The sequence below is a fragment of the Leptothrix cholodnii SP-6 genome (assembly GCF_000019785.1).
Lineage (GTDB): Bacteria > Pseudomonadota > Gammaproteobacteria > Burkholderiales > Burkholderiaceae_C > Sphaerotilus > Sphaerotilus cholodnii.
This window is the reverse complement of record NC_010524.1, coordinates 2894991-2909093: the sequence shown is the minus strand read 5'-3', so window position 1 is coordinate 2909093 and position 14103 is coordinate 2894991. Positions and strand designations below refer to the sequence as shown.

The following is a 14103-nucleotide window of genomic DNA, read 5'->3' as shown; positions in this document are numbered from 1 at the left end:
GCTCAAAGCTTCATCTCGAGCCGCAGGCCCCACACCGTCAGGCTCGGATCGGTGCTCAGCGCGGTCTGCCGCAGGGTGTTGCTGCCGTCGCTGCCGACGACGGTGCTGATGTTGTGGAAGTCGCGCGCCACGAGGTTGCTGGCCGTGAAGCGCAGCTGCGTCGCCGGGCTCATGCGCCACAGCAGGTAAGCGTCGAGCACCCGTTTGGCGTCCTGTTCGAAGCGCTGGGCGTTGCTCTGCTGCACCGCATAGCCGGGTGTCAGCGCCAGGTTGCCGCCCAGCGTCAGCGGCCAGCTGCGCAGGCGGTAGTCGGCGCCGAGGTTGGCGGTCCAGCCGGGCTGCTGGTCGAGCCGGTTGTCGGGGCCGACGATGCCGTCGACCCGTGACTGGAACAGCGCCAGGTTGCCGCGCAGGTCGACCGGCGCGGCGCCGTCGCGCCACTCGTCGAGGCGCAGCTTGGCTTCGAGCTCGATGCCGCTGGTGCTGGCGCGGCCGATGTTCTGCGGCCGCGACACGTGGCGCGGCACGCTCGACCAGCTGACCGTCTCGAGCGCGGTCTGGTTGCGGATCAGCTGGTTGATGCGGCGGTGGAAGACGCCCGCGCTCAGCACGCCGCCGCCGCCCAGGTAATGCTCGTACGCCACGTCCAGGCCGGTGGCCAGTTCGGGCTTGAGATCCGGGTTGCCGGCGCGGTCGGGGCTGGTCGGCTGATTGGCGCCGGTGGCCGGGAAGGTGCTGTTGATCGACGGCCGCGCGGCCAGGTTCTGCAGCGTCGGCGCGCGGTAGCTGCGTGTCAGGCTGGCGCGGATCTGGTCGCGCCCGCCCTCTTCGATGCGGTAGATCGCGTGCAGCAGCGGGCTCAGCACCTGGCTGTGGTTGCGCACCGGCGCGTCCGGCGCGTCGCTGCGGGTGCCGATGCCTTCCCAGCGCAGGCCGCCGTGCAGCGCCCACTGGCCGCTCAGATCCCACTCGTCCTGCGCCCAGACGGCGGTGCGCACTGTGTGGGCCCGCAGGTTGTCGCCGAAGTCGGCCAGCAGCGAGGTGGTGGCCGTGCCGGGCAGCGTCTGCAGGCTGACGCGGGTGTCGTCTCGGCGGCCCCAATCGGCCTCCCAGCCGGTGGCGAGCTGGTGCTCGCCGGCCAGGTTGCGGGTGTACTTGCCGCCGGTGCTCCACCACTGTTCGCGGATCTCGGAGCGATCCTGCTGAAGGCGGTTCTGGCTGCCGGCGCTGAACTCGCGCCGCTCGCTGTCGCTGTCGAACATCCACGCGCTGCTGCCGGCGCGCAGCTCCAGCCGGGCGCCGCCCTCGAAGCGGCCCTGCCACTGGCCGTTCAGGCGCGCCAGCCGGTACTGGCTGGTGGATGCGCCGCTGCTGCGATCGAAGTCGGGCGCGCTGCCCGGCACCGCCTGCGTGCGCAGGCTGCTGGCGTGGCCCTGGTTGTTGGAGACGATCGCGAACGGCGTCAGCGCCAGCGTGTCGGTCGGGCTCAACCGCCATTGCAGCCGCCCGCCCAGGTGCACGCTGTTGCGGCGGTCGCGGCTGAAGCTGGTGTCGGTCTGGTCGAGCGTGGTGGTTTCGGCGCCGCCGGCGTCGGGCGTGCTGGTTTCGAGCGTGCGCCGCAGCGATTCGCTTTCGCGGTCGCCGTGCGAGATCTGGCCGTTGAGGTTGTAGCTGAAGGCGCCGTCCTGATTGGCGCGGTTCAGCGTCGCCGAGGGCTGCCAGTGCCGGTCGTCGTGCGTGAGGATCAGGTGGACGTTGTTGAGCCGCTTGCGCACCTCTTCGCGCAGCACGATGTTGATCGTGCCGGCGATCGCCTGCGCGCCGGTTTCGGCGGTGGGTGCGCGCAGCACCTCGATGCGTTCGAGCTGTTCGGGTGTCAGGTCATCGAGCGACAGGCCGGCGCTCATGCGCTCGCCGTTGATCAGGATCTGCGTGTAGCCGCTGCCCAGCCCGCGCATGCGCACGGCGCCGCCGCGACCGGGTCGCCCGCCCAGCGTCACGCCGGGCAGGCGCTTGAGCACCTCGCTGACGCTGCTGTCGCCCATGCGGTCGAGTTCCTCGCGGCCGATCACGATCTTGGCGGCGCTAGATTCACGCCGCACGTCGGTGTCGCTGGCGGTGCCGATGATCTCGACGCGTTCGAGCGCCGGGGCGGTGGCGGGCGGGCGAGCAGTGGGCTCGGCGGGCGGCTTGACCTCGCGGGTCTCGACCGAGCCATCCGTCGGTGTCCCGGGGCTGCTGCCGGTCTGGCTGTGCGCGCTCAAGCTGGTCAGGCCGAGCAGCAGCATCGCCACGGCGTGGCTGATCGGGCCGGCGTTGCGGCGGGGAACGAGGCTGGCGGTCGGATCCTGGGACGGACGAACGATGGGGCGCATGGACGGGCAGACCTTGTGGCGGCTGTTGCAATCGAGGTGGGCGCCGGTGGGCCGGGCTGCGGCGGATTGTCGACGCAGGTGCAAGAGCCTGCTGGCGCCGGGTCGGCACCGGCGCGCAGGTGTCCACGTCACGCAAGCGCGCCCGATTAGACTCGCGCCCCATGACCGAAGAACGACTCGATCTGGCCGGCCGCCAACTGGTGTTGGGGCTCACGGGCGGCATCGCCTGCTACAAGAGTGCCGAGCTGCTGCGGCTGCTGATCAAGGCCGGCGCGCAGGTGCGCGTGGTGATGAGCAGCGGCGCCTTGCGCTTCATCACCGCCGAGACGATGCAGGCCCTGTCGGGCCAGCCGGTGGCCACCGACACCTGGGATGCGCGCGAGCCCAACGGCATGCCGCACATCAACCTGACCCGCGGCGCCGACGCGGTGCTGGTGGCGCCGGCCAGCGCCGACTTCATCGCCCGCCTGGCGCAGGGCCGGGCCGACGACCTGCTCAGCCTGACCTGCCTGGCGCGCCCGTGGGGCAGCGGTGCCGAGCCGGTGCCGCTGGTGCTGGCGCCGGCGATGAACCGCGAGATGTGGGCCCATCCGGCGACGCAGCGCAACCTGGCCCAGGTGGCTGCCGATGGCGCGCGGGTGCTGGGCGTCGACTCGGGCTTCCAGGCCTGTGGCGAGGTCGGCGACGGCCGCATGCTCGAAGCCGAGCAGATCGTCGAGGACCTGATCGCCGCACTCTCGCCCAAGCCGCTGGCGGGCGTGTCGATGCTGATCACGGCCGGACCGACCTTCGAGGCGATCGACCCGGTGCGTGGCATCACCAACCTGTCGAGCGGCAAGATGGGTTTTGCGATCGCCCGCGCGGCGCGCGAAGCCGGTGCGGCCGTCACCTTGATCGCCGGTCCGGTGCACCTGCCCACGCCGCGCGGCGTGGCGCGCATCGACGTGCGCTCGGCGCAGCAGATGCACGACGCGGTGATGCCCGCGGCGGCGCAGCACGACGTGTTCGTCGCCACCGCCGCGGTGGCCGACTGGCGCCCGGCCAACCTGAGCGCGCACAAGATCAAGAAGGCCGGCAAGAAGGTCGCACCGAGCTTCGAGCTGACCGAAAACGCCGACATCCTGGCCGCGGTGGCGGCTTTGCCCGAGCCGCCTTACTGCGTCGGCTTTGCCGCCGAGAGCGAGAAGCTGGCCCAGCACGCGCGCGAAAAACTGCTGCGCAAGAAGGTGCCGCTGATCGTCGGCAACCTCGGTCCCGCCACCTTCGGGCGCGACGACAACGCGCTGCTGCTGGTCGACGCCGACGGCGAGCGCGCCCTGCCCGAAGACGGCCGCGCCACCGACAAGCTCAGCCTGGCGCGCGCGCTGGTGGGCGACATCGCCCGGCGTCTGGCCGGCTCACGCGCGTCGGCAACGACCTGAAATCCCCGACATCCATGAACACCCAGATCGAATACAAGCTGCTCGACGCCCGCCTGGCCGAGCAGTTGCCCGCCTACGCGACGCCCGGTGCCGCCGGCCTGGACCTGCGCGCCTGCATCGACCTGCCGCTCGAGATCGCGCCCGGCCAGACCACGCTGATCCCCACCGGCATCGCCATCCACATCGCCGATCCCGGCCTGGCGGCGATCATCCTGCCGCGCTCGGGGCTGGGCCACAAACACGGCATCGTGCTGGGCAATCTGGTCGGGCTGATCGACAGCGATTACCAGGGCCAGCTGATGGTGAGCTGCTGGAACCGCGGCAGTGTGGCCTATGCCGTGCAGCCGCTCGAACGCATCGCCCAGCTGGTGATCGTGCCGGTGGTGCAGGCGCAGTTCCGGCAGGTCGACGAATTCGAGGCCAGCGATCGCGGCGTGGCGGGCTTCGGCTCCACCGGCCGAGGCTGACCGACGGGCAATCCGCGCGGCGGACCGCCGCATCGCACCTCAGTGCATCGTCTGGTTGTCGGTCGCCATGACCGGCGCCAGGCTGAGCAGGCCGGTGGCGTCGTTGTCGACGCTGCGGCGCAGGATCTCTTCTTCGTCGGCTTCGCGCACGTCCGTCACCTGCAGCTGCAGCACCAGCGCGACGCCGGCCAGCGGGTGGTTGCCGTCGAGCACGACATGGCTGTCGTAGACCTCGGTGATGGTGTAGATCACCGCGCTCGGCATGTCGGGCGTCTGGCTGCCTTCGGGCAGGCCCTCGAACTGCATGCCCGGCGCGATGCCGTCGGGGAACAGGCGGCGTTCCTCGAAGCACACCAGCTCGGCGTGGTACTCGCCGAACGCGTGTTCGGGCTCCAGGTGCAGCGTGGCCTCGAAGCCGGCACCTTCGCCGTTGATGACCTCTTCGACCTTGGCGAACAGGTCGTCGCCGCCGTAGAAGAACTCGACCGGCTCGACCAGTTCGTCGATCAGTTGCCCTTGGGCATCTTCAAGGCGCCAGGTCAGGCTGACGACACAGGGTTCTGAAATTCTCATGGCCGGAATGATCGCATGCGCGCGCGAGGCCCCCGAAGCCCGCCGGCACAATGCGGGCATGAATCTCCCGAAAAGCCGCGCTGCATCCGCTGCAGCCCAACCCGCCAAGCCCTCGGTCACGAAGGGCTCGACGCCGTCTCCCGTCCATCCTGACGCGGCCGTGCCGCCGCTCGACCTGCCCTGCGAGCTGCTCGGCGGGCTCAGTCCGTCGGTCTTCATGCAGCGCCACTGGCAGCGCAAGCCGCTGCTGGTGCGCCAGGCCGTGCCGGGCATCGAGCCGCCGGTGTCGCGCGCGCAGATGTTCGCGATGCTCGAAGACGATGCGGTCGAGTCCCGATTCCTGAGCCGTCAGGGCGAGGGCGACCGGCAGACGTGGCAGTTCAAGCGCGGACCGATGCCGCGCCGCTCGCTGCCGGCCATCAAGCAACCCGGCTGGACGGTGCTGGTGCAGGGCCTCAACCTGCACGTGCCGGCTGCCGCCGACCTGCTGAACCGCTTCCGCTTCGTGCCACAGGCCCGGCTCGACGATCTGATGATCTCCTGGGCCAGCGAGGGGGGCGGTGTCGGGCCGCACTTCGACTCCTACGACGTCTTCCTGATCCAGGTGGCGGGCCGGCGGCGCTGGCGCATCGGCCGCCTGCCCGACGCGCGCCTGAGGGAAGGGCTGCCGGTCAAGATCATCGAGAACTTCCGTCATGAAGAAGAGTGGGTGCTCGAGCCGGGCGACATGCTCTACCTGCCGCCCGGCTGGGCCCATGACGGCGATGCGGTCGACGGCGAGTGCATGACGTGCTCGGTGGGTTTCCGCTCGCCGCAGCGCAGCGAACTGGTGCGCGAGACGCTGCTGCGTCTGGCCGACGGCATCGACGATCCGGCCGATGCCGGTGCGCGCCCGCCGGTCTATCGCGACCCCAAGCAGTCGGCCACCGCGGCGCCCGGGCGCATCCCGGCCGAACTGCTGGCGTTTGCCGAGCAGGGCCTGATGCGCGCGCTGGCCGAGCCTGGCGCACTCGCGCGCGCGTTGGGCGAGTACCTGAGCGAGCCCAAGGCGCAGGTCAGCTTCGAGCTCGGCGAGCCGCTGCCTGACGGTGTGGGTGTCCGGCTCGATGACCGCAGCTGCCTGCTCTACGACGACGGCCACGTCTATTGCAACGGCGATTCGTGGCGTGCGGCGGGCCGCGATGCGGCGATGCTGCATCTGCTGGCCGACGCGCGCCAACTCGATGCCACCACCCTGCGCCGAGCCAGTCCGGCGTTGCGTGCCTTGCTGGAGCAGTGGGCTGACGACGGCTGGCTGCACCCGCTGGCTGGCTGAGCCCGGCACGCTCGGGTGCACCGGTTCCGGCTTTGGCTGCATACCGGGCACCTGCCGAGTGCACGCCGAATGGGTATACTTGCGGGCTGGACGTGAAAATGCTCGAGCTGATCACGCTTCAGGTGGGACTTGACGAATTGTTGGCTTCTTGTTTGAGCCTCGTCCGAGAGCCCCGCAATTACCGGTAATTGTCTGACTCCAAGACCCAAGGAAATAACCATGAACAAGTCGCTCCTGATGGCCGCCCTGATCGCCGCCGCTGCCCTCGCCGCCTGTGGCAAGAAGGAAGAAGCCGCTCCTGCTGCTGCTCCCGCTGCCGTGGAAGCTTCGGCTCCTGCCGTTGAGGCTTCGGCTCCTGCGATGGAAGCGTCCGCTCCTGTCGAAGCTGCTGCTTCCGCTGCTTCGAACTGAGCACACCGCTTCGATTCGAAAAGCCGCCTCCGGGCGGCTTTTTTTTGGCTGTCTGCGACGAGCAGAAAAAAGCCGACCGGCGCGGAGCGCGGGTCGGCTGCAGGGCCGGTCGATGCCCTTGATGCGTCAGCGCAACTCCACAAGCAGCAGTTGGGCGATGTTGCGGGCGCTTTCGTCGGCACTGGCCATGCCTTCGCTGTTGAGCACCGACACGGTGCTGGCCGTACTGCCTTCGGCGGCGACTTGAACGCGGTAGCGCTTGCCCGAAAGGTCTTCCTTCTTGGCGCCGAACAGGCGTGCGATGAAGTTGGGGTCTTCCTTGCCGGCGAGCTTGGGGTCGACGTAGCGCACGAAGTAGACGCCCTGGCTGCGGTCGCGGTCCTCGACCGTGAAGCCGTTGCGATCGAGCGCCACACCGACACGGCGCCAGGCGCGATCGAATCCGTCGTCGACCTGCAGCGTCGGCACCGCGGCCGACGCATCGATGCGGGCCCGCGGCGGCGCGGCCGGCGCGGCGGCGACGGTCTGTGCGGCCGCTGCCAGTGCCGGCGCAGCCGCGGTGGCATCTGCTGCCGGTGCCAGGTGCGCCAGCAGGCGAGCCAGCATTTCGGCTTCGAGGGTGGGGTCGGTGGGCCGGGTCTGCCAGCGAACCTGTTCGTTGTTGCGGTCGCCCGTGACGACCTGGACCGCACCGCGGTGGCTGATGGTGACTTCGGTGCCCTGCGCGCCGCGTTCGACCAGCATGCGGTAGCGGTCGCGCTCGTCGCTGTCGGTGAGGGCTTCGAAGACCTTGCTGATCGCCCGGCTCAAGGTGTTCTGCGGCAGCTTGCCGCGGTTCTCGAGCCAGTCGGTTTCCATCACGCCCAGTTCGGGCTTGTCGACCAGCAACGTGAAGCCGTTGGCCTGCCAGTACTCGCGCAGCACCGGCCAGAGCTGCTCCGGCGTCGACGACGTGACGAGCCAGCGCTGGTTGCCGGAGCGCTCGATGCGGGTGCCGCCGGCTGCCCGTGGTGCGATGGTGCCGGGCTGCGGCGCGGCCGAGCCCGGCAGGACCGCCGAGCCCGCGCTTTGCAGCGCGTTGGCGCTGACGCTGGCGCCGGTAGGCGGCTGGTAGCGCGGATCGCTGGCCAGCTGGGTCAGGTCGGGCGGCACGTCGAGCTTGGTGGCAGGCTGTGCCTGGGCCTTGTAGTCGACCTTGTTGGGTGCCAGCGTGTTCGACACCGCCGAGCAGCCGCCAAGGCCTTGCGCCAGCAACAGGCCCAGCGCCGTCATGCACAGGGAGGCGCTCAGGCGTTGCGGGGCGCGGGTCAGGGAATCAGACATGGTCGGAGCACGGTAAGCAGGCGGAAAGCCCTGCAGGAACAGGGTGAGTCAGCGCCCCAGCGGCGCATGAGCAGGGTGGGCAGTCAGGGTCGCAGGCCCGCGCAGGGCGGGCAGCTCTGCGATCAAAGAAGGCCGGCCTCACGCATGGCGGCTTCAAGGCCGGCTTCGAGATGGGCGCTCATGGGCACCATCGGCAGGCGCATGGTCGCGGCGCACAGGCCCAGGCGATGCATCGCCCACTTCACGGGCGTCGGATTGGGCTCGGCGAACAGCAGCTTGTGCAGGCCCAGCAGCTTGAAATGGATCTCGCGCGCGGTGCGTGCGTCGCCCGCCACGGCGGCACGGCACAGGTCGGCCATCGCCCGCGGCGCCACGTTGGCCGTGACGCTGACGTTGCCATGACCGCCGAGCAGCATCAGCGCAACGGCCGTGCCGTCGTCGCCCGAGTAGATCGAGAAACCGGCCGGCGCCTGCTTGATCAGCCAGCAGGCGCGCTCGATGTTGCCGGTGGCTTCCTTGATGCCGATGACGCCGGGCACCTGCGCCAGGCGCAGGGTGGTCTCGGGCAGCATGTCGGCGACCGTGCGGCCGGGCACGTTGTAGAGCACCGTCGGGATGTCCACCGCTTCGGCGATGGCGCGGAAGTGCTGGTAGATGCCTTCCTGCGACGGCTTGTTGTAGTAGGGCACCACGCTGAGCGTGCAGTCGGCGCCGACCTTCTTGGCGAAGCGCGCCAGCTCGATGGCTTCGCGGGTGGAGTTGCCACCGGCGCCGGCCATCACGGGCACGCGCCCGGCGGTCTGCTCGACGGCTACGCGGATGATCTCGCAGTGTTCCTCGACCGAGACGGTGGGGGACTCCCCCGTCGTGCCGACCACGCCGATGCACGCCGTGCCTTCGGCGATGTGCCAGTCGATCAGCTGTCGCAGGGTCGGGTAGTCGACGCTGCCGTCCTCAAGCATCGGGGTCACCAGGGCGACGATGCTGCCAACAATCGGATTCATGAGCGGGTTCCTTGCAAGCCCGCGATTCTAGCGGGCGGGGTTTCAGCAGTCTGACCACTCACACCGGCGTGCGCGCCGGGCTGTGGCTGTGCAATGGCATGTCGGGTTCGCGCCGTGCGGCGATGCGCTGCACCCAGCGCGGCGGGCCGTCGAGCAGGCCTTCTTCGTAGGCGGCCACACGCAATTGACCGTGCACGGCGTCGAGCAGTTCGCCGGGACGCAGCAGGAAGTCGGGGTTGCTCGGTCGACCGTAGCGCTGATGGCCGATCGCGAAGGTTTCGTAGACCAGCCAGCCGCCCGCGTCGACGCTGGCGACGATCTGCGCCAGCAAGGGGCGCCAGAGGTAGTTGGTCACCACGACCAGGTCGAAGCGCTGATCGGGCAGCGGCCAGGGGCTGGCCTCGATGTCGGCCACCACCGTGACCGCAGCGATGCCGGACAGGCCGGCGAGCGCCTGGGCGTCGCGGTCGACCGCGGTGACATGGTGGCCCCGTGCGGCCAGCATGCGCACGTGCCGCCCGCCGCCGCAGGCCAGATCGAGCACGCGGGCGCCGGGTGCGAGGTCGGCGCTGAAGCGCACCACCCAGTCCGAGGGCGGCGTGCTCGATCCGTGCGCACCGGGCGCGGAAGGTGAGATCGGGATCATCTGCAGTTCAACGGCCTAGAAACAGGCCCACATCCGGTTGCCCAGATCGACCACCAGCGCGGGCTGGAAATAGCTCAGCGTGACCAGCGCCAGCGCGATCGCCACGGCGAGCCAGGCGAGCGTGCGTTGCAGTCGGGGCGATCGCATCGCCGATCCTCAGGCCGCGGAGGTCGAGGGCGAGTGGACCGGCCGGGCGATCGCGGACTCGCGCACCGGCAGGTTGATGAACGCGGCAAAGATGCCCAGCGCCACCGCGATCCACCAGACGATGTCGTAGCTGCCGGTGCTGTCGTACAGACGCCCGCCCAGCCACACGCCCAGGAACGAGCCGATCTGGTGGCTGAGGAAGACGAAGCCGCCCAGCATCGACAGGTACTGGACGCCGAAGATCTGCGCCACCACGGCGTTGGTCGGCGGAATGGTCGACAGCCACAGCACCCCCATCACCGAGGCGAAGACGTAGACGCTGGCGGGTGTGAGCGGCACCGTCAGGAAGACCACGATCGCCAGCGAGCGCAGCGCGTAGATGGCGGCCAGGATGTGGCGCTTGGCCAGGCGCTGGCCGAGCACGCCGGCCGCGTAGGTGCCCAGCACGTTGAACAGGCCGATCAGCGCCAGCGCGCCGGTGGCCACCTGCGGCGCCATGCCGTGGTCCTTCAGGTAGCTCGGCATGTGCACGCCGATGAACACGACCTGGAAGCCGCAGACGAAGTAACCCGCCATCAGCAGCTGGAAGCTGCGGTAGCCGAAGGCCTCGCGCACCGCGCTGGCGATGCTCTGCTGATGGCCGCGATGGGCGCCGTGTCCGAGCTTGGGCTCGCGCAGGCCGAAGGCCAGCGGCATGATCGCCAGCGCCGCGCAGCCCAGCAGGAACAGCGCGTTCTGCCAGCCGAGGTGGTTGATCAGCCAGCTCTCCACCGGCACCATCAGGAACTGGCCGAACGAGCCGGCCGCCGCCGCCACGCCCATCGCCCACGAGCGCTTGGACGGGTCGACATTGCGCCCGATCACGCCGTAGATCACCGCGTAGGTGGTGCCCGACTGGGCCATGCCGATCAGCAGGCCGGCGCTGCCGGTAAACGCCAGGCCGGAGGTCGACAGCGCCATCAGCACCAGCCCGAGGGCGTAGGCCACGCTGCCCACCAGCAGCACGCGCAAGGCGCCGAAGCGGTCGGCCAGCATGCCGGTCACCGGCCCGGCGATGCCCCAGGCCAGGTTCTGGATCGCGATCGCGAAGGCGAAGGTCTCGCGGCTCCAGCCGCGTTCGCTGGTGATCGGGTCGAGCCACAGGCCGAAGCCGTGGCGGATGCCCATCGACAGCGTGACGATCAGCGCGCCGCACAGCAGCACCTGGTTCATCGACAGCCGCGCGGGCGTGTGGGCGGGATGGGGCTCGGTCATCCCGCGACTGTAGCCAATGGCGACGTCGCGGCGCAGCCTCGGGGCTTCGGCCCGCGACGGCAGCCGCAGGCATCAGGCGCCGTTCAGAACCGGAAACCGGCCTTCAGGCCGTAGCTGGTGTTGTCGCCGGTCTTGTCGGTTTCGGCGGCCAGGTTGAGCAGGCCGAGGTTGATGTTGATGCCCGCGAACACCTTGCTCTTGCTGAAGCTTTCCTTGGCCAGTCCGGTGCCGGGCGCGTCGGTCTTGATGTTGACCGTGCCGACGCCGGCGTAGGGCGTGAACATCAGGAAACCCTTCGAGATCGACACGTCGATGCTGCTGGTGCTGACCTTGAGCTGGTCGACGCCCGACAGCCGGCTGATCGCGCCACGCACGGCGATCGCCGGCATCAGCATGCCGCCGTCGACGAAGGCCCAGCGCAGTTCGCCGCCGGTGGTGCGCACATTGCTGTCGGGCACGGCGCCGAGGGCCACGCCGATGTCGAAGTTGAACGGCAGGCCCTTGACCGCACGCGCCGAGACCAGCGGCAGGGTCTTGGGCACGGTCGAGCCGCCGGCGGCCAGCGACAGCACGTCGCGGTGCTCGAGCGAGGTGCCGGTGACGGCCAGGCCGATGTCGAAGCCGATCAGGCCGAGGGTTTCGGCCGGCACCAGCGGCTTATAGGACACCGCGGCGCCCAGGTCTTCGCTCAGCGCGCGGAACTGGGTCTGGTTGAGTGCGCCGACGTTGGTGATGTCGGCGGCGTGGGCGGAGGTGGCGGCCAGCACGGTGAGCGCGGCGGCGCAGCGCAGGGAAAGCAGCTTCATCGGTCGTCCTTCAGGCAGGAATTTGAATGGCGCCGAGGCTAGCACCGCCCGGGCAAACCCTCGGTGCGCAGTCGGCGCCCAGTTGTGACCTCTGGTGACACCCGGCCTCGGGGCGCGGTTCGGGCGCGACACCCCGGGCTTGCCTTCGACGGCGCGGGCCGGCGGCGCAGCTGCCTAGAATCCGCCGCCATGTCGACCCCCAAACCCAACAACGCCTACGCCGAAGCCTCCATCCGGGTGCTCAAGGGCCTCGAGCCCGTCAAGCAGCGCCCGGGCATGTACACCCGCACCGACACGCCGCTGCACATCGTGCAGGAAGCGATCGACAACGCCGCCGACGAGGCGCTGGCCGGTTACGGCAAGAGCATCGCCGTCACGCTGCACGCCGACGGCTCGGTCAGCGTCGAGGACGACGGCCGCGGCATCCCCTTCGGCCTGCATCCCGAGGAGCAGGTGCCGGTGGTCGAGATCGTCTTCACGCGGCTGCACGCGGGTGGCAAGTTCGACAAGGGGTCGGGGGGCGCCTACAGCTTCTCGGGCGGCCTGCACGGCGTGGGCGTGAGCGTGACCAATGCGCTGGCGACGCGGCTGCAGGTGCAGGTCAGTCGCGACAAGAAGGTCGCGACGCTGGCGTTTGCCGGCGGCGACGTGATCGAGCCGCTGGTGGTGCGGCCGATCGCCTCGGGCGATCGCCGCCAGGGCACGTCGGTGCGGGTCTGGCCGGATCCGAAGTATTTCGAGAGTGCCGAACTGCCCCGCGGCGAGCTGATGCACCTGCTGCGCAGCAAGGCGGTGCTGATGCCCGGCGTGACGGTGACGCTGCGCAACGAGAAGACCGGTGATGTCCAGACCTGGCTCTACAAGGGCGGCCTGCGCGACTACCTGATGCAGAACCTCAACGCCGAGCCGCTGATCCCGCTGTTCGAAGGCGAGCAGTACGCCAGCGCCGGCGAGACCGAGAACTTCGCCGAAGGCGAGGGCGCCGCCTGGTGCGTGGCCTTCATCGAAGAGGGCGTCAACCTGCGCGAGAGCTACGTCAACCTGATCCCGACGGTGGCCGGCGGCACCCACGAGGCGGGCCTGAAGGACGGTCTGTTCCAGGCCGTGAAAGGTTTCGTCGAGCTGCACGCGCTGTGCCCCAAGGGTGTCAAGCTGATGCCCGACGACGTCTTCGGCCGCGCCAGCTTCGTGCTGTCGGCCAAGGTGCTCGATCCGCAGTTCCAGGGCCAGACCAAGGAGCGGCTCAACAGCCGCGACGCACTGCGCCTGGTGACCGCCTTCGTGCGCCCGGCGCTGGAGCTGTGGCTCAACCAGCACGTCGAACACGGCAAGAAGCTCGCCGAACTGGTGATCCGCCAGGCCCAGGCGCGCCAGAAGGCCGGGCAGAAGGTCGAGAAGAAGAAGGGCTCGGGCGTGGCCGTGCTGCCCGGCAAGCTGACCGACTGCGAGAGCCGCGACCTGAGCCTCAACGAGGTGTTCCTGGTCGAGGGCGATTCGGCCGGCGGCAGCGCCAAGATGGGCCGCAACAAGGAGACCCAGGCGATCCTGCCGCTGCGTGGCAAGGTGCTCAACGCCTGGGAGGTCGAGCGTGACCGGCTGTTCGCCAACAACGAGATCCACGACATCGCGGTGGCGGTGGGCGTCGACCCCCACGGCGCCAACGACAGCCCGGATCTGTCGGGCCTGCGCTACGGCAAGATCTGCATCCTGAGCGACGCCGACGTCGACGGCTCGCACATCCAGGTGCTGCTGCTGACGCTGTTCTTCCGGCATTTCCCCAAGCTGATCGAGAACGGCAACATCTACATCGCCAAGCCGCCGCTGTTCCGGGTCGACGCGCCGGCGCGCGGCAAGAAGCCGGCGGCCAAGATGTACGCGCTCGACGACGGCGAGCTGCAGGCCATCCTCGACAAGCTGCGCAAGGAAGGCGCGCGCGAAGGCAGCTGGAGCATCAGCCGCTTCAAGGGCCTGGGCGAGATGAGCGCCGAGCAGCTCTGGGAAACCACGCTCAACCCCGACACCCGCCGCCTGCTGCGGGTCGAATACGGCCGGCTCGACTTCGCCGCCACGGTGGATTCACTGACCAAGCTGATGGGCAAGGGCGAAGCGGCATCGCGCCGCGAGCTGATGGAGCTGCATGGCGATTCGGTGGTGGTCGACGTCTGAGTCGCCCCCTGCTGGCGGCCAGCACGCCGCCACCCGGTTCGATCACCCGCATCCGGTGGTGACGCAGTTCTCGGACATCCCTGGGTTCGGGGATGGCGGCGTCGTGGTCGCGACACAGATGATGGCGACTGTGCATTTCGAGCTGTGGAATTTGTCTCGATTTCACGGTCCGGCGCCAGCCTGACCTGATCCGGC

At 69.6% G+C, this 14103-nt stretch carries 13 protein-coding genes; 5 read left to right on the top strand and 8 right to left on the bottom strand.

The features are described 5' to 3' along the window. Nucleotides 1-2: 2 nt before the first annotated feature. The gene (locus LCHO_RS13240) at nucleotides 3-2375 is read right to left on the bottom strand and encodes a TonB-dependent receptor plug domain-containing protein (RefSeq protein WP_012347667.1); all 2373 of its coding nucleotides are present in this window, start codon (nucleotides 2373-2375) and stop codon (nucleotides 3-5) included. Between the two features lie 161 nt (nucleotides 2376-2536). Here LCHO_RS13240 and coaBC point away from each other — a divergent pair, with 161 nt between their 5' ends. Together coaBC and dut are read left to right on the top strand one after the other, a co-directional pair. Further along, on the top strand, nucleotides 2537-3796 hold the full coding sequence (gene coaBC, locus LCHO_RS13235) for a bifunctional phosphopantothenoylcysteine decarboxylase/phosphopantothenate--cysteine ligase CoaBC (protein WP_012347666.1): 1260 nt from the start codon (nucleotides 2537-2539) through the stop codon (nucleotides 3794-3796). A 14-nt stretch (nucleotides 3797-3810) separates the two neighbouring features. Next, a complete protein-coding gene (gene dut / locus LCHO_RS13230) occupies nucleotides 3811-4263 on the top strand; it encodes a dUTP diphosphatase (RefSeq protein WP_012347665.1) in 453 nt (150 codons plus the stop codon). Between the two features lie 39 nt (nucleotides 4264-4302). On the opposite strand, the gene LCHO_RS13225 is transcribed toward dut, so the two are convergent. Continuing rightward, nucleotides 4303-4836: an FKBP-type peptidyl-prolyl cis-trans isomerase gene (locus tag LCHO_RS13225; protein ID WP_012347664.1), complete on the bottom strand. Its 534-nt coding sequence runs from the start codon at nucleotides 4834-4836 to the stop codon at nucleotides 4303-4305. Between the two features lie 58 nt (nucleotides 4837-4894). Between LCHO_RS13225 and LCHO_RS13220 the strand changes: the two genes are divergently transcribed. Further along, nucleotides 4895-6151 (top strand): ribosomal protein uL16 3-hydroxylase, encoded by a 1257-nt coding sequence (locus LCHO_RS13220; RefSeq protein ID WP_012347663.1) that lies wholly within the window; start codon nucleotides 4895-4897, stop codon nucleotides 6149-6151. A gap of 219 nt (nucleotides 6152-6370) precedes the next feature. Further along, nucleotides 6371-6562, top strand: coding sequence for a hypothetical protein (locus tag LCHO_RS22805; protein WP_083772729.1), 192 nt, complete (start codon nucleotides 6371-6373; stop codon nucleotides 6560-6562). Nucleotides 6563-6688: 126 nt separating this feature from the next. Here LCHO_RS22805 and bamC read toward each other — a convergent pair whose 3' ends face one another. The 6 genes from bamC to LCHO_RS13195 all read right to left on the bottom strand — a co-directional run bounded on the left by bamC (nucleotide 6689) and on the right by LCHO_RS13195 (nucleotide 11742). After that, nucleotides 6689-7885: an outer membrane protein assembly factor BamC gene (bamC, locus tag LCHO_RS13215; RefSeq protein WP_012347662.1), complete on the bottom strand. Its 1197-nt coding sequence runs from the start codon at nucleotides 7883-7885 to the stop codon at nucleotides 6689-6691. Between the two features lie 122 nt (nucleotides 7886-8007). Then, entirely contained in the window at nucleotides 8008-8889 is an 882-nt protein-coding gene (gene dapA / locus LCHO_RS13210; RefSeq protein ID WP_012347661.1) for a 4-hydroxy-tetrahydrodipicolinate synthase, read from the bottom strand. Between the two features lie 58 nt (nucleotides 8890-8947). Next, nucleotides 8948-9535, bottom strand: coding sequence for a class I SAM-dependent methyltransferase (locus tag LCHO_RS13205; protein ID WP_012347660.1), 588 nt, complete (start codon nucleotides 9533-9535; stop codon nucleotides 8948-8950). Between the two features lie 15 nt (nucleotides 9536-9550). Beyond that, nucleotides 9551-9682 (bottom strand): hypothetical protein, encoded by a 132-nt coding sequence (locus LCHO_RS24140; protein ID WP_012347659.1) that lies wholly within the window; start codon nucleotides 9680-9682, stop codon nucleotides 9551-9553. Between the two features lie 9 nt (nucleotides 9683-9691). Next, nucleotides 9692-10936 carry an MFS transporter gene (locus tag LCHO_RS13200; protein ID WP_012347658.1) on the bottom strand — a complete coding sequence of 415 codons (1245 nt, stop codon included), beginning with the start codon at nucleotides 10934-10936 and terminating at the stop codon, nucleotides 9692-9694. A gap of 83 nt (nucleotides 10937-11019) precedes the next feature. Next, a complete protein-coding gene (locus tag LCHO_RS13195) occupies nucleotides 11020-11742 on the bottom strand; it encodes a hypothetical protein (protein ID WP_012347657.1) in 723 nt (240 codons plus the stop codon). A 189-nt stretch (nucleotides 11743-11931) separates the two neighbouring features. On the opposite strand from LCHO_RS13195, the gene LCHO_RS13190 reads away from it, so the two are divergent. After that, on the top strand, nucleotides 11932-13908 hold the full coding sequence (locus LCHO_RS13190; RefSeq protein ID WP_012347656.1) for a DNA topoisomerase IV subunit B: 1977 nt from the start codon (nucleotides 11932-11934) through the stop codon (nucleotides 13906-13908). Nucleotides 13909-14103 lie beyond the last annotated feature (195 nt).

What these genes read in the sequence shown, in the direction of transcription:
- LCHO_RS13200 (WP_012347658.1), bottom strand. Translation starts at nt 10,936, where the DNA reads ATGACCGAGCCCCATCCCGCCCACACGCCCGCGCGGCTGTCGATGAAC.
- dapA (WP_012347661.1), bottom strand. Translation starts at nt 8,889, where the DNA reads ATGAATCCGATTGTTGGCAGCATCGTCGCCCTGGTGACCCCGATGCTT.
- LCHO_RS22805 (WP_083772729.1), top strand. Translation starts at nt 6,371, where the DNA reads ATGAACAAGTCGCTCCTGATGGCCGCCCTGATCGCCGCCGCTGCCCTC.
- LCHO_RS13190 (WP_012347656.1), top strand. Translation starts at nt 11,932, where the DNA reads ATGTCGACCCCCAAACCCAACAACGCCTACGCCGAAGCCTCCATCCGG.
- dut (WP_012347665.1), top strand. Translation starts at nt 3,811, where the DNA reads ATGAACACCCAGATCGAATACAAGCTGCTCGACGCCCGCCTGGCCGAG.
- LCHO_RS13195 (WP_012347657.1), bottom strand. Translation starts at nt 11,742, where the DNA reads ATGAAGCTGCTTTCCCTGCGCTGCGCCGCCGCGCTCACCGTGCTGGCC.
- coaBC (WP_012347666.1), top strand. Translation starts at nt 2,537, where the DNA reads ATGACCGAAGAACGACTCGATCTGGCCGGCCGCCAACTGGTGTTGGGG.
- LCHO_RS13240 (WP_012347667.1), bottom strand. Translation starts at nt 2,375, where the DNA reads ATGCGCCCCATCGTTCGTCCGTCCCAGGATCCGACCGCCAGCCTCGTT.
- LCHO_RS24140 (WP_012347659.1), bottom strand. Translation starts at nt 9,682, where the DNA reads ATGCGATCGCCCCGACTGCAACGCACGCTCGCCTGGCTCGCCGTGGCG.
- LCHO_RS13225 (WP_012347664.1), bottom strand. Translation starts at nt 4,836, where the DNA reads ATGAGAATTTCAGAACCCTGTGTCGTCAGCCTGACCTGGCGCCTTGAA.
- LCHO_RS13220 (WP_012347663.1), top strand. Translation starts at nt 4,895, where the DNA reads ATGAATCTCCCGAAAAGCCGCGCTGCATCCGCTGCAGCCCAACCCGCC.
- LCHO_RS13205 (WP_012347660.1), bottom strand. Translation starts at nt 9,535, where the DNA reads ATGATCCCGATCTCACCTTCCGCGCCCGGTGCGCACGGATCGAGCACG.
- bamC (WP_012347662.1), bottom strand. Translation starts at nt 7,885, where the DNA reads ATGTCTGATTCCCTGACCCGCGCCCCGCAACGCCTGAGCGCCTCCCTG.